General features: G+C 61.1%; 20 protein-coding genes and 1 pseudogene. 14 read left to right on the top strand and 7 right to left on the bottom strand.

Annotation, left to right across the window (positions count from 1 at the left end):
* Window positions 1-155: 155 nt before the first annotated feature.
* Complete coding sequence (locus E3O56_RS25780; RefSeq protein WP_248092580.1) at window positions 156-1,088, bottom strand: iron-sulfur-binding ferredoxin reductase; 933 nt, start codon at window positions 1,086-1,088, stop codon at window positions 156-158.
* A gap of 217 nt (window positions 1,089-1,305) precedes the next feature.
* Between E3O56_RS25780 and E3O56_RS25775 the strand changes: the two genes are divergently transcribed.
* From E3O56_RS25775 to E3O56_RS25755, 5 genes are all read left to right on the top strand, one after another.
* The gene (locus E3O56_RS25775) at window positions 1,306-2,829 is read left to right on the top strand and encodes a fumarate hydratase (RefSeq protein WP_032879675.1); all 1,524 of its coding nucleotides are present in this window, start codon (window positions 1,306-1,308) and stop codon (window positions 2,827-2,829) included.
* 253 nt (window positions 2,830-3,082) lie between these two features.
* Entirely contained in the window at window positions 3,083-4,849 is a 1,767-nt protein-coding gene (locus E3O56_RS25770) for an ATP-binding protein (RefSeq protein ID WP_103734698.1), read from the top strand.
* Entirely contained in the window at window positions 4,843-6,168 is a 1,326-nt protein-coding gene (locus E3O56_RS25765) for a sigma-54 dependent transcriptional regulator (protein WP_032879673.1), read from the top strand. The genes E3O56_RS25770 and E3O56_RS25765 overlap by 7 nt, the downstream gene beginning before the upstream one ends.
* 206 nt (window positions 6,169-6,374) lie before the next feature.
* On the top strand, window positions 6,375-7,694 hold the full coding sequence (locus E3O56_RS25760) for an MFS transporter (RefSeq protein ID WP_005790985.1): 1,320 nt from the start codon (window positions 6,375-6,377) through the stop codon (window positions 7,692-7,694).
* Between the two features lie 74 nt (window positions 7,695-7,768).
* Window positions 7,769-8,401 carry a flavin reductase family protein gene (locus E3O56_RS25755; RefSeq protein ID WP_032879672.1) on the top strand — a complete coding sequence of 211 codons (633 nt, stop codon included), beginning with the start codon at window positions 7,769-7,771 and terminating at the stop codon, window positions 8,399-8,401.
* Between the two features lie 124 nt (window positions 8,402-8,525).
* Here the strand turns inward: E3O56_RS25755 and E3O56_RS25750 are convergent, their stop codons facing one another.
* Together E3O56_RS25750 and E3O56_RS25745 are read right to left on the bottom strand one after the other, a co-directional pair.
* Window positions 8,526-8,774: a hypothetical protein gene (locus tag E3O56_RS25750; protein WP_078822210.1), complete on the bottom strand. Its 249-nt coding sequence runs from the start codon at window positions 8,772-8,774 to the stop codon at window positions 8,526-8,528.
* A 45-nt stretch (window positions 8,775-8,819) separates the two neighbouring features.
* Window positions 8,820-9,161: an antibiotic biosynthesis monooxygenase family protein gene (locus E3O56_RS25745; RefSeq protein WP_032879670.1), complete on the bottom strand. Its 342-nt coding sequence runs from the start codon at window positions 9,159-9,161 to the stop codon at window positions 8,820-8,822.
* A 328-nt stretch (window positions 9,162-9,489) separates the two neighbouring features.
* On the opposite strand from E3O56_RS25745, the gene E3O56_RS25740 reads away from it, so the two are divergent.
* The gene (locus E3O56_RS25740; RefSeq protein WP_032879669.1) at window positions 9,490-10,419 is read left to right on the top strand and encodes an AraC family transcriptional regulator; all 930 of its coding nucleotides are present in this window, start codon (window positions 9,490-9,492) and stop codon (window positions 10,417-10,419) included.
* A 21-nt stretch (window positions 10,420-10,440) separates the two neighbouring features.
* Here the strand turns inward: E3O56_RS25740 and E3O56_RS25735 are convergent, their stop codons facing one another.
* The 4 genes from E3O56_RS25735 to edd all read right to left on the bottom strand — a co-directional run bounded on the left by E3O56_RS25735 (window position 10,441) and on the right by edd (window position 15,550).
* Window positions 10,441-11,910, bottom strand: coding sequence for an ATP-binding protein (locus tag E3O56_RS25735; protein WP_032879668.1), 1,470 nt, complete (start codon window positions 11,908-11,910; stop codon window positions 10,441-10,443).
* The gene (locus tag E3O56_RS25730; protein ID WP_005790997.1) at window positions 11,900-12,634 is read right to left on the bottom strand and encodes a response regulator transcription factor; all 735 of its coding nucleotides are present in this window, start codon (window positions 12,632-12,634) and stop codon (window positions 11,900-11,902) included. Before E3O56_RS25730 ends, E3O56_RS25735 begins: the two co-directional genes overlap by 11 nt.
* Window positions 12,635-12,770: 136 nt before the next feature.
* Entirely contained in the window at window positions 12,771-13,727 is a 957-nt protein-coding gene (locus tag E3O56_RS25725; RefSeq protein ID WP_078822212.1) for a glucokinase, read from the bottom strand.
* Window positions 13,724-15,550, bottom strand: coding sequence for a phosphogluconate dehydratase (edd, locus tag E3O56_RS25720; RefSeq protein WP_005791001.1), 1,827 nt, complete (start codon window positions 15,548-15,550; stop codon window positions 13,724-13,726). Before edd ends, E3O56_RS25725 begins: the two co-directional genes overlap by 4 nt.
* 222 nt (window positions 15,551-15,772) lie before the next feature.
* On the opposite strand from edd, the gene gap reads away from it, so the two are divergent.
* From gap to E3O56_RS26875, 8 genes and pseudogenes are all read left to right on the top strand, one after another.
* Window positions 15,773-16,774 (top strand): type I glyceraldehyde-3-phosphate dehydrogenase, encoded by a 1,002-nt coding sequence (gap, locus tag E3O56_RS25715; protein ID WP_248129168.1) that lies wholly within the window; start codon window positions 15,773-15,775, stop codon window positions 16,772-16,774.
* A 131-nt stretch (window positions 16,775-16,905) separates the two neighbouring features.
* Window positions 16,906-17,424, top strand: a complete 519-nt coding sequence (locus tag E3O56_RS25710; RefSeq protein WP_005791005.1) for a sigma-70 family RNA polymerase sigma factor — start codon at window positions 16,906-16,908, stop codon at window positions 17,422-17,424.
* Window positions 17,425-17,499: 75 nt separating this feature from the next.
* Entirely contained in the window at window positions 17,500-18,468 is a 969-nt protein-coding gene (locus E3O56_RS25705) for a FecR domain-containing protein (protein ID WP_032879665.1), read from the top strand.
* A 115-nt stretch (window positions 18,469-18,583) separates the two neighbouring features.
* On the top strand, window positions 18,584-21,148 hold the full coding sequence (locus E3O56_RS25700) for a TonB-dependent receptor (RefSeq protein WP_103734695.1): 2,565 nt from the start codon (window positions 18,584-18,586) through the stop codon (window positions 21,146-21,148).
* Window positions 21,149-21,285: 137 nt separating this feature from the next.
* Window positions 21,286-21,894, top strand: coding sequence for a biliverdin-producing heme oxygenase (locus E3O56_RS25695; protein WP_248129167.1), 609 nt, complete (start codon window positions 21,286-21,288; stop codon window positions 21,892-21,894).
* A 108-nt stretch (window positions 21,895-22,002) separates the two neighbouring features.
* Window positions 22,003-22,404 carry a YbaN family protein gene (locus E3O56_RS25690; RefSeq protein WP_078822216.1) on the top strand — a complete coding sequence of 134 codons (402 nt, stop codon included), beginning with the start codon at window positions 22,003-22,005 and terminating at the stop codon, window positions 22,402-22,404.
* Between the two features lie 138 nt (window positions 22,405-22,542).
* Window positions 22,543-24,681: a methyl-accepting chemotaxis protein gene (locus E3O56_RS25685; protein ID WP_248129166.1), complete on the top strand. Its 2,139-nt coding sequence runs from the start codon at window positions 22,543-22,545 to the stop codon at window positions 24,679-24,681.
* 341 nt (window positions 24,682-25,022) lie between these two features.
* Window positions 25,023-25,142 (top strand): annotated as a pseudogene (locus E3O56_RS26875) (outer membrane lipoprotein carrier protein LolA); the annotation flags it as partial.
* Window positions 25,143-25,214 lie beyond the last annotated feature (72 nt).

Below are 25,214 nucleotides of genomic sequence, written 5' to 3'. Positions count from 1 at the left end.
AGGAAAAAAAAAAAAAACCCCCGCCATGAGAATGGCGGGGCTTTTTGCATTTCAAATGCCGGCTGAGGTGTTAAACCGTCGGGCCTCATCGGGAGCAAGCCCCCTCCCACAGTTAATCGCGTACACCCGCAAAGCCTGTACTCGACAGTCAGCACTCAACCACGGGGCAGGAACACATCGGCCAACAGTTGATTACGCGGCAGCCCCGCCAGAAACAAGCGCTTGGAAAAGGCTTCGACGCTGGCAGGATGCCCGCAGACCAAGGCCAGGGTTTGTCGCGAAGCAAGCCGCAGTTGCCCCAATGCCTGGGCCAACTCATCTGCGGTCCATAACTCCACCACAAGGTTCTGATGCTGCGCGGCCAGCGCCGCCAGGGGTTCGGCCAGGTAGTGAGCCTGGGCATCATGGGCCAGGTGAATGACACGGATGGCACCCTGGTGATCCTGGCGCAGCGCTTCGCGCAACACACCCCACAACGGACCCAGCCCAGTGCCGGAGGCCAGCAGCCACAAGGGCCGGGCTTGCCAGTCAGGGTCGTAGTGCAACGCCCCGCCGCGCAACTCGCCCAAGCGTAACGGCTCACCGACCTTGAAGTGGCGAGCAGCATCGCTGAATTCCCCGGGTTGACGGCAATCGATATGAAACTCCAGGTACGGGTCCTGCTGGGGCACGCTCGCCAGGGAATAGGGGCGTGCCACCTGCCCTGCCCACAACACCAGATGCTGCCCGGCGCGGTACCGCAGGCCACGCTCGGGTTGAAGGCGCAGGCGCAGCACCGTCGGACTCAGCCAATCGGCACCCTCCACCCGCGCAGGCAGGCCATCACGCAACGGATCAAACGCCTCGACCCTCAGATCAGCGCTGATCCGGCACTGACACGCCAGGCGCCACCCGTCCTGGCGTTGCGCCGAGCTCAGCGCGTCAGGCTGCTGGTCGTCGACTTCGCCCTGGCAACGCACCAGGCACGCATGGCAACTGCCGGCCCGGCAACTGTAGGGCACGGCCACACCTGCCTGATTCAAGGCATCCAGCAGGTTGCTGCCGGTGGTGACCGGCCAGTGGCGTTCGCCGACGTACAGTTCAGGCATATCAAGGTCTCAAGCATAAGGAGCGCGCACAGGGAATCATGCCTGCGACAGTTTGACCATAGTCGGGTGTATCGGCCACCGTGCCGGGTTATACTGCCGCGCCTTTTTAGCGTCGCGCCTGCACCACTTTGGCGTGCCTTGGAAAGGTGGGCTCAGCCGACCGATGCAGCACTGAACCCACCTTTATTGAATGTTCCCTTATAGAGGAGCGCGACTCATGACCGTGATCAAGCAAGACGACCTGATTCAGAGCGTTGCCGACGCCCTGCAATTCATTTCCTACTACCACCCCGTTGATTTCATCCAGGCCATGCACGAAGCCTACCTGCGCGAAGAATCGCCGGCGGCCCGTGACTCCATCGCCCAGATCCTGATCAACTCGCGCATGTGTGCCACCGGCCATCGCCCGATCTGCCAGGACACCGGTATCGTCACCGTGTTCGTGCGCGTAGGCATGGATGTGCGCTGGGACGGCGCCACCATGGGCCTGGACGACATGATCAACGAAGGCGTGCGTCGCGCCTACAACCTGCCGGAAAACGTCCTGCGTGCCTCGATCCTCGCCGACCCGGCAGGCGCGCGCAAGAACACCAAGGACAACACCCCTGCGGTGATCCACTACTCCATCGTCCCGGGTAACACCGTGGAAGTGGACGTGGCGGCCAAGGGCGGCGGTTCCGAGAACAAGTCGAAAATGGCTATGCTCAACCCGTCCGACTCGATCGTCGACTGGGTGCTCAAGACCGTTCCGACCATGGGTGCCGGCTGGTGCCCACCAGGTATGCTCGGCATCGGCATCGGCGGCACTGCCGAGAAAGCCGCGGTAATGGCCAAGGAAGTGTTGATGGAATCCATCGACATCCACGAGCTGAAAAAGCGCGGCCCGCAGAACCGTATCGAAGAGATGCGCCTGGAGCTGTTCGAGAAGGTCAACCAACTGGGCATCGGCGCCCAGGGCCTGGGTGGCCTGACCACCGTGCTCGACGTGAAGATCATGGACTACCCGACTCACGCCGCGTCCCTGCCGGTGTGCATGATCCCCAACTGCGCCGCCACCCGTCACGCGCACTTCGTGCTCGACGGTTCGGGCCCGGCGTCGCTGGAAGCGCCATCGCTGGACGCCTACCCGGAAATCGTCTGGGAAGCCGGCCCATCGGCCCGCCGCGTCAACCTCGATACCCTGACCCCGGAAGAAGTGCAGAGCTGGAAGCCGGGCGAAACCGTATTGCTCAACGGCAAGATGCTCACCGGTCGCGACGCGGCGCACAAGCGCATGGTCGAGATGCTGAACAAGGGCGAAACCCTGCCGGTGGACCTCAAGGGCCGCTTTATCTACTACGTCGGCCCGGTTGATCCGGTGCGCGAAGAAGTGGTTGGCCCAGCGGGCCCGACCACCGCGACGCGGATGGACAAGTTCACCCGCCAGATCCTCGAGCAGACCGGCCTGTTGGGCATGATCGGCAAGTCCGAGCGCGGCCCTACCGCTATCGAAGCGATCAAGGACCATAAGGCCGTGTACCTGATGGCCGTGGGCGGCGCCGCCTACCTGGTGGCCCAAGCGATCAAGAAGTCCCGCGTGGTGGCGTTCGCCGAGCTGGGCATGGAAGCCATCTACGAGTTCGACGTGAAAGACATGCCGGTCACCGTTGCAGTCGATAGCAACGGCGAATCGGTACACATCACCGGTCCTGCCATCTGGCAGAAAAAGATCAGTGAGAGCCTGGCGGTGGAAGTGCAGTAAGCGCTTTCTCCACAAGCATAAAGGCGACTGCGGCCCATGGCCCAGTCGCCTTTTTTATACCTGAAGCGATTGCCATGGCGAACTCTGTCAAATGTGGGAGCTGGCTTGCCTGCGATGACATCAATTCGGTGTGACTGAAGCACCGAGGTGTCTGCATCGCAGGCAAGCCAGCTCCCACACAAGCTCGTTCGCCACAAGATCCAGACAGCTCATGCTATGGTGCTCGCCCCTCACTGTGCCTGCTCATCATCGTATGATCGTGATCCCTCGCCCTCTGCGTCTGACGTTTTACTCGTTGCTGATCATCGCCGGCGCAGTGCTGGCCGCCGCCTTGGCCACCCGCCATGCCGAGCGCCAGGCCCTGGTGGATGAAGCCGCTCGAGCCAATCAACAGCTGGCGTTGTATGCCAACTCGCTGCATACCTTGATCGAACGCTACCGCGCCCTCCCCGCCGTGCTGGCGCTGGATTCGGAAATGATCAGCGCGCTGAAGGGCCCACTCGATAGCGCCACCCAGGATGTACTCAATCGCAAGCTCGAACGCATCAACGGCGCCGCCCAGTCCTCCACTCTGGAGCTGATGGACCGCACCGGCCTGGCGGTGGCCGCCAGCAACTGGAATTTGCCCAGCAGCTATGTCGGCCACAATTACGCGTTCCGTCCGTATTTCAGCCAGACCTTGAGCCAAGGCACGGGGCGCTTTTACGCGGTGGGGGTGACGACCGGCATTCCGGGGTATTTCCTATCCAGCGCGGTGGTCGATGAACACGAGCAGTTCCTCGGCGCCATGGTGGTCAAGCTGGAGTTTCCCGAACTGGAACGCGAATGGGCTCAGGGCAATGACTTGCTGCTGGTCAGCGATGCACGCGGCATTGTGTTTATCGCCAACCAGCCGGGCTGGCGTTATCGCAACCTGCGGCCGCTATCAGAGAGTGACCTGGCGGAACTCAAGGCCACTCGCCAATACGACAAGAAGCAGCTGCAACCATTGGAGACCCAGACCCTGCAGCGCTTCGACGACAACAGCCACCTGATGCGCGTCAACGGCCCGGACGGCAGCGCCAACTACATCTGGGAATCCCTGCCGCTGAAAGCCGAAGGCTGGACCCTGCACCTGCTGCGCAAACCGCAGTTCCCGTTTGAAGACCAACGCAATGCCGGCCTCGCCGCCGCCGGGTCCTGGCTGGCGCTGGTGTTTCTTGTGCTGTTCCTGAGTCAACGCTGGCGCCTGGCTCGCCTTCGCCAACGCAGCCGCGAAGAACTCGAACACTTGGTAGAAGAACGCACCCAGGCCCTGCGCACCGCCCAGGATGGCCTGGTTCAATCAGCCAAACTGGCGGCGCTGGGGCAGATGTCCGCCGCCCTTGCCCATGAGATCAATCAACCGCTGACCGCACAACGTATGCAGCTGGCCACCCTGCGGCTGTTGCTCGACCATGGCCGTGTGGACGACGCCTACAAGGCGCTCACGCCGTTGGATGACATGCTGACGCGCATGGCCGCGCTGACCGGCCACCTCAAGACCTTCGCACGCAAAAGCCCCAGCGGCCTGCGCGAACGCCTGGATCTGGCCACCGTGGTCGACCAGTCCCTGCACCTGCTTGACGCGCGCCTACGCGATGAGGCCATCGGCGTGGTGCTGGACCTGGCCCGCCCGGCCTGGGTACGCGGCGATGCGATTCGCTTGGAACAGGTGCTGATCAACCTGCTGCGCAACGCCCTGGACGCCATGGCCGACAAGCCGCGCAAACGCCTGGAAATCCGTCTGCACGCCGATCAGCAGCTGTGGCAGTTGAGCGTCAGCGACAGCGGTGGCGGGATTGCCGAAGAACATTTGAACAACGTATTCGACCCGTTCTTCACCACCAAACCGGTGGGTGACGGGCTCGGCTTGGGCCTGGCGGTATCCTACGCTATCGTGCATGAATTGGGCGGGCGCCTGATCGCCGGCAATCGTGGCGACGGCGCAGTCTTTACCCTGACCCTGCCCGTCGCGCTGGAGACACCTGGCCTATGTTGAACGCAGTGATTGTGGTGGATGACGAAGCCAGCATTCGTACGGCCGTCGAGCAGTGGCTGAGCCTGTCGGGGTTTGACGTTCAGTTGTACAGCCGTGCCGAGGAATGCCTGGCGCACCTGCCGAAGGACTTCCCCGGGGTGATCTTGAGCGATGTGCGTATGCCCGGGCTCAGTGGCCTTGAATTGCTGGCCGAGGTACAGCGGCGCGATGCCGACTTGCCGGTGATTTTGCTCACCGGCCATGGTGACGTGCCGATGGCCGTCGAAGCCATGCGCGACGGCGCCTACGACTTCCTGGAAAAACCCTTCAGCCCGGATGCCCTGCTCAACAGCCTGCGTCGGGCGCTGGACAAGCGCGGCCTGATCCTGGAAAACCGTCGCCTGCACCAACAGGCCGATCACCGTGCACAACTGGAATCCAGCTTGTTGGGGGTGTCCAAGGGCCTGCAAACCCTGCGTCGCCAGGTGCTGGACCTGGCGACACTGCCGGTCAATGTGTTGATCCGTGGCGAGACCGGCAGCGGTAAAGAACTGGTTGCCCGCTGCCTGCATGATTTCGGCCCACGAGCCAAAAAGCCGTTTGTGGCGCTCAATTGCGCGGCTATCCCCGAGCAATTATTTGAAGCCGAGCTGTTCGGCCACGAAAGCGGCGCCTTCACCGGCGCCCAGGGCAAGCGTATCGGCAAGCTGGAGTACGCCCATGGCGGCACCGTGTTCCTCGATGAAATTGAAAGCATGCCCCTGGCGCAACAGGTAAAACTGCTGCGCGTGTTGCAAGAGCAGAAGTTGGAGCGATTGGGTTCCAACCAGAGCATCAATGTCGACCTGCGCATCATCGCCGCTACCAAGCCGGACCTGCTCGAAGAAGCACGCGCCGGGCGTTTTCGCGAGGACCTGGCTTATCGCCTGAACGTCGCACAATTGCGCCTGCCGCCCCTGCGCGAGCGTCGCGAAGACATTCCGTTGTTGTATGAGCATTTCGCCCAAAGCGCTGCCGAACGTTTGGGCCGCCATCTTGAGCCATTGAGTGGGCCGCAGCTGAGTCGCCTGCTCAGCCATGACTGGCCGGGCAACGTACGTGAACTGGCCAACGTCGCCGAGCGCCAGGTGCTGGGGCTTGGAGAGCCTGAACCTGAAGGTATTGAACCTGGGCAATCGCTGGCGGCGCAGCAGGAGGCTTTCGAGGCGCATTGCCTGAAAGCCGCGCTGACCCGGCATAAAGGCGATATCAAAGCGGTGCTGGCCGAGCTGCAACTGCCGCGTCGGACCTTTAATGAAAAGATGCAGCGGCATGGGCTGGTGCGGGAAATGTTCCTCTGATCCTGCTTATGTAGCTCGCGAAGGGTCCAGCAGCCATAAGCGGATTTCCGCTCATCCCGCAAAAATAATCGGCAACTTTCCGCTCAAAAAAACCTCGCAACCCTTCTATTCCGGGCCTTCATCCACTTGGCACAGCTTCTGCTACAGCCCAAGCCAGGCAGTGCTCAAGCACGCTCCATAAAAACAACTAGATGAAGGATCCTTCAATGGATAACTCCAACTCCCTGCCTCTGGGATCGGCGTCTGCGCCGGCAAAAGAACGCACCACTTCCAGCCGCATCAAGTCGATCTTCAGTGGATCGGTCGGCAACATGGTCGAGTGGTACGACTGGTACGTCTACGCCGCCTTCTCGCTGTACTTCGCCAAGACGTTCTTCCCCAAAGGCGACACCACCGCCCAACTGCTCAACACCGCCGCGATCTTCGCCGTGGGCTTCCTGATGCGCCCTATCGGTGGTTGGCTGATGGGCCTGTATGCCGACAAGGTCGGGCGTAAAAAAGCCCTGATGGCCTCGGTCTACCTGATGTGCTTCGGCTCGCTGCTGATTGCCCTGAGCCCTGGCTATGAACTCATCGGTATCGGTGCGCCGATCCTGCTGGTGTTTGCCCGTTTGCTGCAGGGCCTGTCGGTCGGTGGCGAATACGGCACTTCCGCCACTTACCTCAGCGAGATGGCGACCAAGGAACGTCGTGGTTTCTACTCCAGCTTCCAATACGTGACCCTGATCTCCGGCCAACTCATCGCGCTGGCGGTGCTGATCGTGCTGCAACAACTGCTGACTACCGAACAGTTGTACGCATGGGGCTGGCGTATCCCGTTCGCCATCGGCGCCTTGTGTGCAGTGGTCGCGCTCTATCTGCGTCGTGGCATGGAAGAAACCGAGTCGTTCACCAAGAAGGAAAAGGCCAAGGAAAGCGCAATGCGCACCTTGATGCGCCACCCCAAGGAACTGATGACCGTGGTCGGCCTGACCATGGGCGGCACCCTGGCGTTCTACACCTACACCACCTATATGCAGAAATACCTGGTGAACACGGTCGGCATGAGCATCTCCGACTCCACCACCATTTCGGCAGCCACGCTGTTTCTGTTCATGTGCCTGCAGCCGATCATCGGCGGGCTTTCGGATAAAGTCGGTCGTCGCCCGATCCTGATTGCCTTCGGTGTCCTGGGTACCCTGTTCACCGTGCCGATCCTCACCACCCTGCACACCATCCAGAGCTGGTGGGGCGCGTTCTTCCTGATCATGGCAGCGCTGATCATCGTCAGCGGCTATACCTCGATCAACGCCGTGGTGAAAGCCGAACTGTTCCCCACCGAAATCCGCGCCCTGGGCGTGGGCCTGCCGTATGCGCTGACGGTGTCGATCTTCGGCGGTACCGCTGAATACATCGCGCTGTGGTTCAAGAGCATCGGTATGGAAACTGGCTACTACTGGTACGTGACCGCGTGTATCGCAGTGTCGCTGATGGTCTACGTGACCATGAAAGACACCCGCAAGCACTCGCGGATTACCACGGACTAAAAAATGTGGGAGGGGACAACCCCCCTCCCACATTGGATATGATGTGGGCCCCAGAATCGAGAGCAGAACAGGTCATGTCCGACGATATCCACTTCTACGAACCCGCCAACGGCCACGGCCTGCCCCATGACCCGTTCAATGCCATCGTCGGCCCACGCCCGATTGGCTGGATCTCCTCGCACGACAGCGAAGGCCGCCTGAACCTGGCGCCTTACAGCTTCTTCAATGCATTCAACTACATCCCACCGATCATTGGGTTTTCCAGTGTGGGGCGCAAAGACAGCTTGAATAACATTGAGCAGACCGGCGAGTTTGTGTGGAACCTGGCCACTCGCCCGTTGGCCGAGCAGATGAACCAGAGTTGCGCGGCGGTCTCACCGGATGTGAATGAATTCGAGTTGTCCGGCCTGACGCCGGTGGCTTCGAAAGTCGTCGCTGTACCCCGCGTCGGCGAGAGCCCGGTGTCGTTTGAATGCAAAGTGACGCAGATCATCCAACTGCAACGCGCCGACAAGGAGCTGGTGCCGAGTTGGCTGGTGCTGGGCGAAGTGGTTGCGGTGCACATCGCCAAGTGGTTGCTAAAGGATGGGATCTACGACACTGCTGCCGCCGAGCCGATTTTGCGCGGCGGCGGCCCGGCGGATTACTTCCAGTTGGGGCCGCAAGCGCTGTTCAAGATGTACCGCCCGGGCGCCACAAAACCCTGACTGACATACAGTCAAATTGTGGGAGGGGGCTTGCTCCCGATGGCTACGTATCAGCTTAAAATTTGCTGGCTGATACACCGCTATCGGGAGCAAGCCCCCTCCCACATTTGATCGGCAGCGTTCGTTAGTTGGAAGCCGTTGCCCAAGTCAGTTGACCTTCCGCGTCCACGTCGACCAGGTCCTCTAGCTGCACAGTGGCCGCATCATCGGCATCCGAAGCCGTCTTGAACTTCTGCCCGTCAAGGATCTTGTGGAACTTGGGGGCGCCCATGCCATCCAGTGCCTTGACGGCGATGGCAGCGCTATAGCCACCCTCTTCTTCACGCATCAAGGCGGAAACGGCTTCGTGGTGGGCAAATTGTTTACGTGCCATGTTGCAGGTCCTGGCCAATGGAAACGTCGGCCATTGTAAACCGGTTCAACCGGCCAGTTGCAGGTACTCGCCGTAGGCGTTGACGGCAGATGCATCGGTGAAGGTCTGGAAGTCCATGCTGCGCACGACCATGTCGTTGAGCAACTCCGTAAAAATCATCAAGGTCGGTGAGCTGAAGTAGGCACTCATGGCCTCCTCGCTGCTCCAAAAACCTGATACCAGCCATATATCAGGATCGACCTGGGAATGCTGCAACGAAAATTGCAGGCAACCTGGGGCTTGGCGGCCCGGTTCGATCAAACTGCTCAAGCGTGCACCGAGTTCGGTGCTGCACCCGCTACGGGCGCGGATAAAGGCCATGTGGCTCGCGGGAATGGGGGTGGACATGTTCGACTCTCCCGTTGAGAAGTGATGCTCGGCAAGCACGGTGAGGGTGTGTTGCCACAGGATCAAAGATAGCGGCCCAGCTGTGGATGCGGTTAGTCGATTCCTGCAGGCTTATTGCACAATCCTGCGAGAAACATAGAGAGGACATTTGGCCCCCGGGATTTATTCCATGCACCGGCCCAGTGTTTCAGGGAGATGACAGGCGGCCTGCTTGCCTGATTCACTACCTATCGCAGGATCAGGCAAGGATCCTGCAGAATCGACGTAACACTTTTTGAAAAGCTGCCGCTAAGCTGAGCCCATCAAAGCAGCGTGTAGAGGACGCCCCATGTCGTCGCCCGAACCAAAGCCCATCCCCGTCGATGCCGAGATGGAGAAACAACGCGCCGAGCTGGCCAGTATCGTGCACCGCCACACCTGGGAAGATGGCTCCTACGGCACGGCGATCACCTCGCTGTATCTGAACCGCCACAACACGCCACGGGATTTCATGCCGGTGCTGGTGGAACCTGCGCTGTGCATCCTCGCCAGCGGCAGCAAGGAAGTGCGCCTGGCCGACGAAATCTTTGCCTACGACCCGCTCAATTATCTGGTGTTCTCGGTCGCCATGCCGGTAGCCGGCAGAATCATCGATGCCACCCCGCAAGACCCCAACCTGTCGGTCCGCATCAATATCGATCCGGCCCAGCTCACCGCGCTGATTGCCGAAGCCGGGCCTATGGGGGTGCCGTCGCGTCCCACCTCTCGCGGCATGTATGTGGACCGCATCGACACCCCGTTGCTCGACGCCGTGCTGCGCCTGGCCCGCCTGCTGGACACGCCCAAAGACATCGCCATGCTCGCGCCGTTGATCAACCGTGAAATTCTCTATCGCTTGCTGCGGGGCCCACAGGGTTATCGCCTGTATGAAATTGCCGTAGCCAACAGCCAGAGCCATCGCGTCAGCCAGGCGATCAAGTGGTTGAACGGCAACTACGAACAACCGCTGCGCATCGACGACCTGGCCAAGGAAGTGAACCTGAGCGTCTCGACCTTGCACCATCGCTTCAAGGCGATTACGGCCATGAGCCCGCTGCAGTATCAGAAACAGCTGCGCTTGCAGGAAGCCAGGCGCTTGATGATTGCCGAAGGACTGGAAGCCTCGGCCGCGGGGTATCGGGTGGGGTATGAAAGCCCGTCGCAATTCAGCCGGGAATACAGTCGGTTGTTTGGAGCGCCACCGCTGCGCGACCTGGCCCGGTTGCGCCAAAGCATCTGATGTACGCAGCTCAGGTGTTTGTTAGTCCAAGGTTCTTGGTAGTTGCAGGGTGACGCGCAGGCCGCCTTCGCGCAGGTTCTGCAAACTCACTTCACCGCCATGGCTATGGGCAATGTTGCGCGCGATCCCCAGCCCCAGGCCATACCCCTGCTGCTGGCCGGCCAGGCGAAAGTGCGGTTCGAACACCTGCTCCAGACGCTGCTCCGGCACACCGGGGCCTTCGTCATCCACATGCAGGACGAACTGCACACCATCGTCCTCGATATGCAGATGCGCGTTCTGCCCGTACTTCAAGGCGTTGTCGATCAGGTTACCGATGCAACGCTTGAGCGCCAGCGGCTTGCCCGGGTAGGCCGCCAGGGCCGCGCCTTCAAGGGTTACCCGGCCGTTGCCGTTGGGCGCCAGGTACGGTTCCACCAGGCATTCGAGTACATGATTGAGGTCAACCGGCTGGATGTTTTCGTGGATGTCGGTGTCTTTCACGCATTGCAGCGCGCCTTTGACCAGCAGTTCCAGCTCATCCAGGTCGCGGCCGAATTTGGTTTGCAGGTTCTCGTCTTCGAGCAATTCCACACGCAACCGCAGGCGGGTAATCGGGGTGCGCAAGTCGTGGGAAATTGCGCTGAACAACTGGCTGCGCTCGGTCAGGTAACGGCTGATGCGTTCGCGCATTGCGTTGAATGCGCGGCCCACCTCCACCACTTCACTGCCGCCGCCTTCGGCCACCGGTTCTACATCGGCGCCCAGCGACATATCCCGCGCCGCCCGCGCCAGGCGCTTGAGCGGCCGGCTTTGCCAATGCACCAGCAAACCGATAAACAGCAGCAAAAAACCACTGGTCAGCACGATAAACCACACCTGCTGGGACGGCAGGCCCTGTTCTTCAAGGCTGGTGTACGGCTCTGGCAACAGCGAGGCGATGTACAGCCATTCGCCGGGAGCCAGTTGAATCTGGGTGACCAATACCGGTGGGTTAACCGGCTCCAGGGTTAACGCGTAATGGGCCCAGGAGCGTGGCAGTTCGTCGAGCTTGAGGCCGGCATTGAAGATGCGCAGGTCTTCGGCGCTGACGAACTCCACCGAGATATGTACATCGGCGCCCAGGGTTTGGCGTAGCACCTCATCGACCGCCTCCAGCACCGCTTGCTTGCGTGGCGTCTGCGGCAGGATCGCCATATCCAGCGGGCGATCATTGAGGGTCACTACAAAGCGGGTACCGCCCATGCTGCGCAACTGATCAAGGACCAAAGGTCGATAGGCCACCGGCAGCGAACGGAAATAACTCACGCTGGCGGTCATCGAGTGCGCCAGGCTGCGGGCGCTGGTCACCAGGCCCTCAAGCTGGGTGGCGCGCAATTGCGACACCCAGATCACGCTGGACAGCGCCTGGGCGAACAGCACGGCGAGCAAGGTCAGCAGCAACATGCGCCCCAGCAGCGAGCGTGGCACCGGAAAGCGGCGGCGGCGCTCGGTCAAAGGTTCAGTGGGCATTGCCGGCAACCACGCTGGCTGCCAGTTGATAACCGCTGCCGCGCACGGTGCGGATCAGCCTCGGGGGTTTTTCGGTATCGCGCAGGCGTTGGCGCAGACGGCTGACGGCCATATCGACGATACGGTCAAGCGGCATCAGGTCACGGCCACGGGTAGCGTTGCCGATAGTGTCGCGGTCGAGGATCTGTTGCGGGTGATCAAGAAACAACTTGAGCAAGGCAAAGTCCGCGCCGGAAAGGATGACCTCTTCGCCATCAACGTGAAACAAGCGGTGGCTGATCATGTCCAGGCGCCATTCATCGAAGACCAGCACATCACCGCCAGTGCTGCGCTCCTGGCCGAATTGGCAACGGCGCAGCAGCGCCTTGATCCGCGCCTGCAACTCGCGAGGGCTGAACGGCTTGCCGATATAGTCGTCAGCGCCCAGTTCCAGGCCGATCACGCGGTCGGCTTCGTCGGAACTGGCGGTGAGCATGATGATCGGTACCTGCGCCTGGCGCGGGTGCTGGCGGATCCAGCGGCACAGACTGAACCCGTCTTCATCCGGCAACATCACATCGAGGATGACCAGGTCGCACGGCGCCTCGTTCATCGCCTGGCGGAACCCCGCACCATCGGCCACGCCACGGACCTGGAAGCCGGCGCGACTGAGGTAGGTTTGCAGCAATTCGCGGATCTCCTGGTCGTCGTCGACGAGGAGAATGGATTTACTGATTACGCTCACGGGGGCCTCCTTGTTGTTATGGGGTGTTCTGTAGGGCCTCATCGGGGGCAAGCCCCCTCCCACATTTGCCTGCATTCCAGAGTTGGAACGCGGTCAAATGTGGGAGCGGGCTTGCTCGCGAAGAGGCCATCACAGCCTATGCAAAAGCCTGCTCAAGCGCCACGCCAGCCCCGGTCAGCCCCGAATACGGCGCTGTCACCAACCACACCGGAATACCTTTGAAGTAGTCGCTCATGCAGCCTTTATCCGCAAAACTTTTGGCGAAACCGCTGGCGATAAAGAAGTCGGCAAACCTGGGTATCACCCCACCCACGATGTACACGCCACCGCGCCCACCGGTGGTCAAGACGTTATTGCCCGCGACCCGCCCCAGCCAGATGCTGAACTGGTCCAGCACTTCCATGGCGACCGCGTCACCGGCCAGGCCCGCTGCGGTGATGGCTTCGGGCGTATCCAGCACCGGCTCGTGCCCGTCCACCGCACAAATAGCGCGATACAGACGCGGCAACCCGCCGCCGCTCAATACGGTCTCGGCGCTGACATGGCCGATCTCCGTGTAAATATGCTGCCACAGCTGGGTTTCCCGCGGGCTGCTCAGGGGCAGGTCGACGTGCCCGCCCTCCCCCGGCAATGCCGCGAAACGCCCGGCGCCAAGGTCCAGCAAGGTGCCAACGCCCAGGCCAGTGCCCGGGCCGATCACCACCGCTGGGCGCAACGGCTCCGGCGTGCCTTCGCAGACCACGCGGAACTCGTCGGGCTTAAGACGCGTCATGCCCAGGGCCATGGCCGAGAAATCATTGACCAGCAGCAGTTCATCCACTTGCAGGGCTTGGCAAAACGCCGTCTTGCTCAGGCGCCAGTGATTGTTGGTGAACTTGAACTCCTCGCCACTCACCGGCCCGGCCACCGACAGGCACACCGCACCGATGTCCCCGATTTCCAGGCCTTCCTCTGCGAGATAGACCTTGATCGCTTCTTCAGGGCTTTGGTGATCCGCTGTGGCATGCACGCGGATCGAATGCAGCTCCTGATCTCGCCATAACGCAAAACGGGCGTTGGTACCCCCGATATCACCGACCAGCGCAAGCTTCACTTAAGCGTCTCCAAGGCAGAGGTAAAGGCGCTGGCGCCCTGCTCTGCGGAGCTTGCGGCCAAGCGCATGAATGCAAACAGCTCGCGACCTGCTCCCACGTTATTGCCCAACAGGCCCGTGGCAGGCGTGCGCGCTGCAAATACTTCGGCGTCCACTTTAAGCTCCAGGGTGCCGGTGACGCCATCGACGCGGATGATATCGCCATCCTGCACCCGCGCCAGCGGCCCGCCGCTCTGGGCTTCGGGGTTGACGTGGATCGCGGCAGGGATCTTACCCGAGGCGCCGGACATTCGCCCATCTGTTACCAACGCCACTTTGAAACCACGGTCCTGCAACACGCCGAGAAACGGGGTCATCTTGTGCAATTCCGGCATACCGTTGGAACGTGGCCCCTGAAAGCGCATCACCGCAACGAAGTCTTTTTCCAGCTGGCCCGCCTTGAAGGCGTCGGCCAGGTCTTGCTGGTCCTGGAACACCACCGCCGGCGCTTCAACCACCTGATGCTCGGGCGCGACAGCCGAAACTTTCATCACGCCACGGCCAAGGTTGCCTTCCATCACGCGCAAGCCGCCTTCCGGCGAGAACGCACGGGCCACGGGGCGCAGGATGGTTTCGTCGAGGCTCTCGATCGGGCCATCGCGCCAGACCAGCTCGCCGTCCACCAGGAACGGCTCCTGAATGTAGCGGCTCAAGCCCTTGCCGGCCACGGTGTTGACGTCTTCGTGAAGCAGGCCGGCTTCGAGCAGTTCGCGGATCAGGAACGACATACCACCCGCCGCCTGGAAGTGATTGATGTCGGCCTTGCCGTTTGGGTACACGTGGGACAGGGTCGGCACCACCTCGGAGAGGTCGGCCATGTCTTGCCAAGTCAGGATGATGCCCGCCGACATGGCGATGGCCGGCATGTGCAGCGTATGGTTGGTGGAACCGCCGGTAGCGTTTAGCGCAACGATGGAGTTGACGATGGATTTCTCGTCGACGATCTCGCCGATCGGCGTGAAGTTGCCATTGGCCTTGGTCAAGCGCGTGACCTGGTGCGCCGCTTCGCGGGTCAACGCGTCACGCAGTGGCGTGTACGGATTGACGAATGACGCGCCCGGCAAATGCAGACCCATCACTTCCATCAACAACTGGTTGGTGTTGGCGGTGCCGTAGAAGGTACAGGTACCGGGGCTGTGGTAGGACTTCATCTCCGATTCCAGCAGCTCTTCGCGGCTGGCCTTGCCTTCGGCGTAGCGCTGGCGCACATCGGCTTTCTGCTTGTTGGAGATACCCGACGGCATCGGGCCGCCGGGCACGAAGATCATCGGCAGATGGCCGTAGCGCAGCGCGCCCATCATCAGGCCCGGGACGATCTTGTCGCAGATCCCCAGCATCAGCGCGGCGTCGAACATGTTGTGGGACAGCGCTACCGCCGTGGACATGGCGATGACTTCACGGCTGAGCAAGCTCAGTTCCATGCCTGGCTCGCCCTGGGTCACGCCGTCGCACATGGCGGGGGTGCCGCCGGCGAACTGGCCGACCGAACCTACTTCACGCAGGGCTTTCTTTATTTGTTCAGGGAAATGTTCGTAGGGCTGATGCGCCGAGAGCATGTCGTTATAAGAAGAAACAATTGCCACGTTGGCAGCATTCATCATGCGCAGGCTGTTTTTGTCTTCGGTGCCGCAACCGGCCACACCGTGGGCAAAGTTGGCGCATTGCAGCTTGCCACGCATCGGACCGTCGCTGGCTGCGCCGCGGATGAGCGCAAGGTAAGCCTCGCGGGTGGCGCGGCTGCGGGCGATAAGCCGTTCGGTGACCTCAAGAACGCGGGGATGCATGTATAGAACTCCAGGCTAACGGATGTGGCGACCTGAGTGTCTATGCTGATCAAACGCCCACGGCTCATGGGATGGCAGGGGGTCGTTTGGATCATCGGACCAGTTGATTCAGGTCACTCGTTGTAGATTGAACAAAATATTGCCACTAAAAAGGCTTGTTTTCTATTTTTATGCGAATAATCTTGTAATTCTTACAACAAATCGACGACAGGCACTTTTCCAATGACTCTACGTATCGCAATCAATGGTTTTGGCCGTATCGGCCGTAATGTCCTGCGCGCACTGTATACCCAAGGCTATCGCCAGGATTTGCAGATCGTCGCCATCAATGATTTGGGCGACAGTTCGATCAACGCCCACCTGCTCAAGTACGACACCGTACACGGCACTTTCGATGCAGAGGTCGCCCACGATCAGGAAAGCCTGACCGTCAATGGTGACCGGATTGCCGTCAGTGCCATTCGCACCCCCGCCGACCTGCCGTGGGCTGCGCACAAGATCGACGTGGTGTTCGAATGCACCGGCCTGTTCACCGACCGTGACAAGGCTGCCGCCCATATTACCGCCGGCGCGCGCAAGGTGATCATCTCGGCTCCGGCCAAGGGCGCGGATGCCACTGTGGTTTATGGCGTAAACCATGACATTTTGCGTCAGTCCCACCAGATCATCTCCAACGCGTCGTGCACCACCAACTGCCTGGCGCCGGTCGCGCAGGTGCTGCACCGTGAGCTGGGTATCGAAAGCGGCCTGATGACCACCATTCACGCCTACACCAACGACCAGAACCTGACCGACGTCTACCACACCGACCCGTACCGCGCGCGCTCGGCCACCCAGAACATGATCCCGAGCAAAACCGGCGCGGCTGAAGCCGTTGGCCTGGTGCTGCCGGAACTGGCGGGCAAGCTGACCGGCATGGCGGTGCGGGTACCGGTGATCAACGTGTCTCTGGTGGACCTGACTGTGCAGTTGAAGAAAGAAGCCACGGCCGATGAAGTCAACGCCCTGCTGAAACAGGCCAGCCAGCACTCGAAGATCCTCGGTTACAACACCCTGCCGCTGGTTTCCAGTGACTTCAACCATAACCCGCTGTCGTCGATCTTCGATGCCAATCACACCAAGGTCAGCGGCAAGCTGCTCAAGGTGCTGGCCTGGTACGACAACGAGTGGGGCTTCTCCAACCGTATGCTGGATAACTGCCTGGCGCTGTGCAACGCCGAGTAATCCCACCTGTGGGAGGGGCAAGCCCCCTCCCACAGTTACATCTTGTCCAGAGTAGGTTCAGGGAAATAGCCACTTGCCATTTCGGTTGATGATAAGCATTATCATTAACTGCATATCGGTCTGGTATCACTGTGAGCCAATCTCGCTTCAACCAAGTCTTTCTCACCCAACGGGTGATTCTGTTACGCACCTTGCAGCGGATGGTGAATAACCACAGCACTGCCGAGGACCTGTTGCAGGAAACCTACCTGCGCGTCACTCGGGCCCTGAGCGAGCGGCCGATCGACCACCTTGAACCCTTTGTGTACCAGACCGCGCGCAACCTGGCGCTGGATCACCTGCGCTCGCGCCGGATCCAGGCCCGCACGTTGCAGGAAGACGTCCCGCTGGACGTGCTGCAAAGCGTCGCCGCCCCTGCCAGCACGCCTGAAGAAGCCATTCAGGCCGAGCAACTGCTGGAGCATCTGAGCGTCAGCCTCGGCCAGCTGAGCGCTCGTCAGCAGCGGATTTTCATCCTCAGCCGCCTGCACGGTTGCAGCTACCAGGAGATTGCCGATCAGTTGAACGTGTCCTTGAGCACCGTACAAAAGGAACTGAAATTGATCATGGCCATCTGTGTAGGTGTGGCCGAACGGCTGGATCAGCCTTAAGCTCCATCCGACAGAGCTATCGATCCATGCTGTACGAAAAAATGAATAGAACGTGGCGAAGACCCGAGGAACACCGTGACGGACCCGAATAAACTGCGCCCCCATGCGTTGGCTCATGAGGTGCTGCAAGACACGGCCATGGACCAAGCCCTCGATTGGCTGATCGCCTTGCAGTGCCCGCAACCCGGGCAGCAGGCCGAGTTCGACGCCTGGCTGGCCGCGGACCCGGCGCATGTCCACGCGTTCAGCAAGGCCCAGGCGGCCTGGGCAGGTGCACCGGTACACAGCGCCGCCGTGGCCCTGGCGGTGCCACGCAAGCCAAGCGGCTGGCGCCGGATCAAACCGCACTGGAAGCCCTTGGCCACCGCGGCCGTGCTGTTGATCGGTCTGTTCAGCTTCAGCAACTTGCCGATGCGCTTGCAGGCCGATCACCTCACCGTGGTCGGCGAGCGCCAGCGCCTGCAACTGGACGATGGGTCCAAGGTGCTGCTCAACACCAACTCGGCATTTTCCAGCCGCATCACCGACCACCAGCGCATTGCGCGCCTGTACCAGGGCGAAGCGTTCTTCGACATAGCCCCCAGCCGTGGCCTGGCCCTGGAAATCGACGCCGGCCCCGTGCGTGCCAGCGTGCGCGACACCGCCTTCGCCGTGCGCTACCTCGATGGCGAGGCCCAGGTACAGGTGCAGCGTGGCGATGTCGACCTGAGCAACACCTTCGACGATGCCCGCGTACGCCTGAGTGCCGGGCAAAGCATCCGCATCGGCCCCAAGGGTTTCGGCCAACCGGCCAAGCTCGATGTCGGCAAGGATCTGGCGTGGGTGCAGGGTCGTCTGGTGTTCGAAAATTGCCCGCTGAGCGAAGTCCTGGCTGAACTGCGCCGCTATTACCCTGGCTGGATCGTCAACAACAATGAGCAACTGGCCAGCGTCGCCGTCACCGGCAACTATCGTCTCGACCAGCCCCTGGACGTGGTGCGCTCCCTGGCCCACATCACCTCGGCCAAGCTGTCGGAATACCCGGCGCTGGTGATTCTGAACTAAATGAGAATTATTTTTACTCGATGTTAACCGGCGATACGTCTCGTTATAGCCAATGCAACTGATTCCTATTTGGTTCAGTTCGCAACTATAAGATTCGTATCCCGGAGCGCTCTCGATGTCCTCTCGTTTCAACCGCCGGTGTTCTTCGCCCGTTTTGTCTTTGCTGACCGCTGCGATCCTGCTGGCTGGCGCGCCCGTCATGAGCGCCACCGCCGCCGAACCCGCCCCTCGCAGCCACGGTAATTACAACTTCAGCATCGAGCAGCAACCGCTCGTGTCGGCGCTCAACGCCTTTACCGCGGTGACCGGCTGGCAAGTCGGCCTGCCGGCAGAGCTGGGCCAGGGAGTGTCGTCCCCTGGTGTGCGCGGCCCGCTGTCGCCGGAAAAAGCCCTGGAGCGGTTGTTGGTGGGGACCAACCTGAGCTACCGCAAACTGGGTAATAACAACATCGTGCTGGAGAAACGCGCCGCGGGCGGCGCCCTCGCCCTGCAACAGGTGACCATCAGCGCCACCCGTAACGAACAGGATGTGAACAGCGTACCCAGCACCGTCAGCGTGCACGACCGCGAGGAACTGGACCGCCAGAACACCAACAACATCCGCGAACTGGTGCGCTACGAGCCCGGTGTCTCCGTCGGCGGCGCCGGCACCCGCTCAGGCAACGCGGGCTATAACATCCGTGGTATCGACGGCGACCGCATCCTCACCCAGGTGGACGGCGTCGAAGTGCCCAACAACTTCTTCAACGGCCCCTACGCCAAGACCCGTCGCAACTACGTCGACCCGGAAATCGTCAAGCGCGTGGAGATCCTGCGCGGCCCGGCCTCGGCCCTGTACGGCAGCAACGCCATCGGCGGCGCGGTGAGCTATTTCACCCTCGACCCGGACGACATCATCAAGCCCGGCAAGGACGTCGGCGCCCGCCTGAAAACCGGCTACAGCTCCGCCGACGAGAGCTGGCTGACCTCCGGCACCTTCGCAGGGCGGGTACAGGACTTCGATGGCTTGCTGCACCTGAGCCAGCGCAATGGTCATGAAACCGAATCCTACGACGGCAACAACGCCACCGGCCTGGCCCGCACCGGCGCCAACCCGGAAGACGCGCGCACCACCAACGTGCTGGCCAAGCTGGGCTGGAACTATGGTGATGAAAACCGCCTGGGCCTGACCTACGAGAAGTTCAAGGATGACCGCGACGTCAACCTGAAGAATGCCGTAGGCGGCCCGTTCATCGGCGGTCGAGGCATGAACCTCTACCGTGCCCGCTCGGGCAACGACACCATCACCCGCGAGCGCTTCGGTCTGGAAAACACCTTTGCCCTGGAGTCGCCGATCGCTGATCGCATCAAGACCAGCCTCAACTACCAGATCGCCAAGACCGACCAGACCACCGCCGAGATCTACCAGGCTGGTCGCCGCGTACTGCGTACCCGCGACACCCTTTACGAAGAAAAACAGTGGGTCTTCGACGCTCAACTGGACAAGGCGTTCAGCGTCGGCGAAACCGACCACCAGGTGACCTACGGCACCACCCTCAAGCAGCAGAAAGTCACCGGCTCGCGCGAAGGCTCCGCCTCGTGCCTGGCCATTGGTGGCGGCTGCACCGCCATCGGCGCGCCCAGCCCGCAAGCAAGCGACAGCGTGAAGAAGGCCAGCGACTTCCCCGACCCGACCATCAACACTTACTCGTTGTTTGCCCAGGACCAGATCAGCTGGGATAAATGGACCTTCCTGCCCGCCGTGCGGTATGACTACACCCGGCTCAAGCCCAAGCTGACCCAGGAGTTCCTCAACACCGTCAACCCGACCGGCGAATATGCCGTCGATGGCAAGGACAAAACCTGGCACCGCGTCACGCCAAAGTTCGGCCTGACCTACGCCCTGACAGATAACTACACCTGGTTCGGCCAATACGCCGAAGGCTTCCGCACCCCCTCGGCGAAGGCCCTGTATGGCCGCTTCGAAAACCTCAACATTGGCTACACCGTCGAACCCAACCCCGACCTCAAGCCGGAGACCAGCAAAGGCATCGAGACCGGGATACGCGGCAAGTTTGACGAAGGCTCCTTCGACATCGCGGTGTACTACAACAAGTACCGCGACTTTATCGACGAAGACAACGCCGTGGTCGGCGGCACCGTGGAGCAATTCCGGGCCGTCAATATCAAGCGCGCCACCATCAAGGGCGTGGAAGCCAAGGGCCGCCTGAACCTGGATGCGTTCGGCGCGCCGAAGGGCCTGTACACCCAGGGTTCGATTGCCTACGCCCACGGTCGCAACGACGACAATGGCGAACCATTGAACAGCGTCAACCCGCTCAAGGGCGTGTTTGGCCTGGGCTACGACCAGGACAACTACGGCGGCCTGCTGAGCTGGACCCTGGTGAAAAAACAGAACCGCGTCGACAGCACCACCTTCCACGCTCCCGACGGCAGCACCGACGGCCCGTTCAAGACCCCGGGCTTCGGCATCCTCGACCTGACCGCCTACTACAAGGTCACCAACGACGTGACCATCAACGGTGGCCTCTACAACCTCACCGACAAGAAGTACTGGAACTGGGATGACGTGCGCAGTTACGACAGCGTCGGCGAAGCTGGCGTAACCGGCCCGGCCAACCTTGACCGCCTGACCCAGCCCGGTCGCAACTTTGCGATCAACCTGATCTGGGACATCTGACCCACCCGCCTCACCTCGCCGGAATCCATCAGCGGCGGGGGGAGGATTTTTTACTGTGCCACGTCTTCTTGTTCGTCTAGTTGATAACAGCTCTCTTTAAGGGCACCCAGGCGCTCCCTCTTTCAAGGACTTTTTACATGACCGCTTCTCCTACCGCAGAACGCCCAAGCCTGCGCTCCCAGCGCCTGAACCAGATCACCAATGAACCGCACACCAAGCTGGATGCGTTGGTGAAGGCTCATGCGCCGTTCGAAACCCAAGCCAACTTCGCCCGCTTCGTGGTGGCCCAGTACCTGTTCCAGTCGGAACTGGTGGCGCTGTACAACGATGCCGCGCTGAACACGATCATTCCCGACCTGGCCGCCCGCTGCCGCGCCGAAGCCGCCAAGCTCGACCTGGCTGACCTGGACACCGACGTTCCGGCTCCGGTCGCCGGCGCGGTGAAAAACCCAAGCCAGGCCGAAGCCCTGGGTTGGCTATTCGTGTCCGAAGGCTCCAAGCTGGGCGCCGCGTTTCTGATCAAGCGCGCCGTCGGCCTGGGCCTGAGCGAAACCTTCGGGGCCCGCCACCTGGGCGAACCGACCGGTGGCCGCGCCGAAGGCTGGAAAAGCTTCACCCGCACCCTCGACAGCCTGGAGTTCAGCGCCGAAGAAGAAGCTGCGGTAGAAAAAGGCGCGATCGATGCGTTTGTGCGCTTCACCGTGTTGCTGGAACAGGCGTACGCTAGCGCCCCAGAAATGGCGTAAATGTTCCGGTAGACATCGGTTCAATGTGGGAGCAGGCAAGCCAGCTCCCACATTTGAGTGCATTTCATGGCAGATAATGTGTAAACCCTCCCACCAGAAAACTGCAGCATGACCGGCAAAACCCAATCCTCCTCAAAGATCGCCCAACTTCTTTATGGCCTGCTGGCCTACGTCAGCCTGGGGATCGGTTTGGTCGCGATTGTCATACCGGGTTTGCCGACCACCGAATTCATCCTGCTGGCCGCCTGGGCCGCCACCAAAAGCTCACCGCGCTTAAGCGCCTGGCTGGAAAACCACCGCCTGTTCGGGCCGATCCTGTTCAACTGGCGCAACGGCAAGATCATTGCGCGCCGGGCCAAGGTCAGCGCCACCGTAAGCATGTTGCTGTGTGCCGTGTTGATGCTGGTGATGCTTGATCATGGCTGGCCGGTGTACCTGGCAATCGCCGGGATGAGCCTGGGCAATCTGTGGATCTGGTCTCGCCCCGAGCAGCTCGCACGGCCCGTATAACGCCCGGCGTAGGCATTTTCCTACCGCTCATCGCCTATTACTCATGAATTGATTTGTGACGCCGATGTTTCAGGAACGGCGCCGAATGGACTTGGCTCTGCTGCGTGCATACCCACAAGTCCATTCGTGAGTGAACCTATGTTCGACACCCTTTCTATCCGCTTGAAAATCGTGCTGCTATCCGGCCTCTGCCTGCTGGGAGTGATCGCACTGGTGGTCGGCATCAATATCTACAACACCAACCAGAACGATCGGTTGGTCAGTGATTCAAGCTCACGAATGCTCACCGCCAGCGTGGAACAGCTGCTGCAAGCCAAGGCCGCCGAACAGGCCGGGCACTTGCAAAAGACCTTCGGTGAAAACCTGCTGGCAGTCACCGCCCTCGCCGACCAGATCAAGGACCTGCGTCAGTTGGGGACCAAGCGCTCCATTGAAGCCGGCGCCCTGCGCGAAGAAATCAACCAGAGCGTGAAAACCGCGTTCGAGCGCAACACCAAGGTGCTGGGCATCTGGCTGTCGTTCGAGCCCAACGGCCTGGATGGCAAGGACAGTGAATTCGTTGACGACAAGGCTCGCGTCTCCAACGAAAAAGGTCGCTTTTCCAGCTACTGGAGCCGTGCCGGCGGCGAAAGCCTGAACACCATCATGGTCGAGGATGACCTGACCAAGACCACCCTCAACCTTAGCGGTACGCCTTACAACATTTGGTATACCTGCCCACGCGACACCCGCAGCACCTGCCTGCTGGACCCGTATGAAGACACGGTGGCCGGCAAACCTGTGCTGATGACCACCATTTCCCTGCCTCTGATCGTCGACGGCAAAGTCATCGGCATCGTGGGTGTCGACATCGCCCTCACTGCCCTGCAAGCCACCACCGATGCGGCACAAAAGGACGTGTTCAACGGGGCTGCTCACCTGGAAATCCTGTCCAGCACCGGCCTGATTGCAGCCTACAGCGGCGAACCGGCCAGGGTCGGCAAGAACCTGGTCGACACCCTCGGCGCCGAAGGCAAGGAGATCGTGCAACTGCTGGGCAATGATCGGCCCATGATCCGCGAACAGAACGACACGATTCGCGCCGTGTACCCGGTCAAGCCGATTGCCGATGCCAAATCCTGGGGTGTGGTGATCAAACTGCCTAAAAGTGTGATGCTGGCTGATAACGAAAAGCTGCAAGCCGTGCTCGACGAAGCCCAGGCTACCGGCACCCTCAAAGCCTTGCTGGTGGCAGCCGCCGCCGGCTTGCTGGGCTTGTTGCTGATCTGGCTGACCGCCACCGGCGTGACCCGTCCGATCAACAGCGTGGCGGCCATGCTCAAGGACATTGCCAGCGGCGACGGCGACCTCACCCAACGCCTGGCCTACACCAAGAAAGACGAACTGGGCGAGCTGGTGAATTGGTTCAACCGCTTCCTCGACAAGCTGCAACCGACCATCGCCCAGATCAAACAAAGCATCACCGAAGCCCGAGGTACGGCGGATCAATCCTCGGCCATTGCACGCCAGACCAGCGAAGGTATGCAGGTGCAGTTCCGTGAAATCGACCAGGTCGCCACCGCGTCGAATGAAATGAGCGCCACCGCCCACGACGTCGCCAACAGCGCCTCCAATGCCGCCAGCGCGGCACGCGGCGCCGATCAGTCGGCCCGCGAAGGCATGTCGATCATCGAGCAGAGCACCCGCGACATCACCACCCTTGCCGAGGAAGTCAGCAAGGCCGTGACCGAAGTTGAAGCCCTGGCAGTCAACAGCGAGCAAATCGGTTCAGTCCTGGAAGTGATCCGCAGCATTGCCGAACAGACCAACCTGCTGGCATTGAACGCCGCGATCGAAGCGGCACGCGCCGGCGAAAGCGGGCGCGGGTTTGCGGTAGTGGCCGACGAAGTACGCAACCTGGCCAAACGCACCCAGGATTCGGTCGAGGAAATCCGCGTGGTGATCGAGCGCATCCAAAGCGGTACCCGTGGGGTAGTGGCGACCATGCACTCCAGTCAGCACCAGGCCCAGAGCAATGCCGGGCAGATCCATCAGGCGGTGCAGGCGCTGGGCAAGATCAGTGACGCGGTCACGGTGATCAGCGACATGAACCTGCAAATCGCCAGCGCTGCCGAAGAGCAGAGCGCGGTGGCCGAAGAGGTCAACCGCAACGTCTCGGCGATTCGCACCGTGACCGAAACCCTCACCGGCCAGGCCACCGAGTCGGCGGCGATCAGCAGCCAGCTCAATGCCCTGGCCAGCCAGCAGATGAAGTTGATGGATCAGTTCAGGGTGTAATTCACACCACAGGTCCAATGTGGGAGGGGGCTGCGCGACAGCCCCACGTTGACGATGTGACCGGGTGGTTGGGTGGTTGGGTGGTTGGGTGGTTGGGCCGAGTACATATCCGTTATTTAGGTAACGGCCACTATAGGTTCCGCTCTTACAGCGGGTCACTTTCGAAAAGCGCGAAAGTAACCAAAGCGCTCTTGCCCCACCACTCGGCACCTCGCTTAGGCTCGGTGTGCCCGTAATCCGACATTGATTTGGGGGGCCGCCGCCACGCGCCATCCATGGCGCGGGGCGGCTAAGATCAAGATCAAAAGCACAGCGAGGCGGCCTTATAGCCGACCTGATCGTTGAAGCGTGCGCGTACCCCTGTGGGAGCGGGCTTGCTCGCGAAGGTCGTTAACGATGACGGGGGAAATCAGAATGAGCGCGGCGCCCTCAGGTTTTTCGCGAGCAAGCTCGCTCCTACAGAAAAGCAGAAGCACCGCCAGCGTATCTACGATGCGAAGCGAGCCGCTCTTGATCTTGCTTTTGATCTCAAG

The organism is Pseudomonas sp. W2Aug9 (genome assembly GCF_023127755.1).
Lineage (GTDB): Bacteria > Pseudomonadota > Gammaproteobacteria > Pseudomonadales > Pseudomonadaceae > Aquipseudomonas > Aquipseudomonas synxantha_A.
Note: the sequence above shows the minus strand (reverse complement) of the source record. Positions and strands in the feature narration are given on the sequence as shown.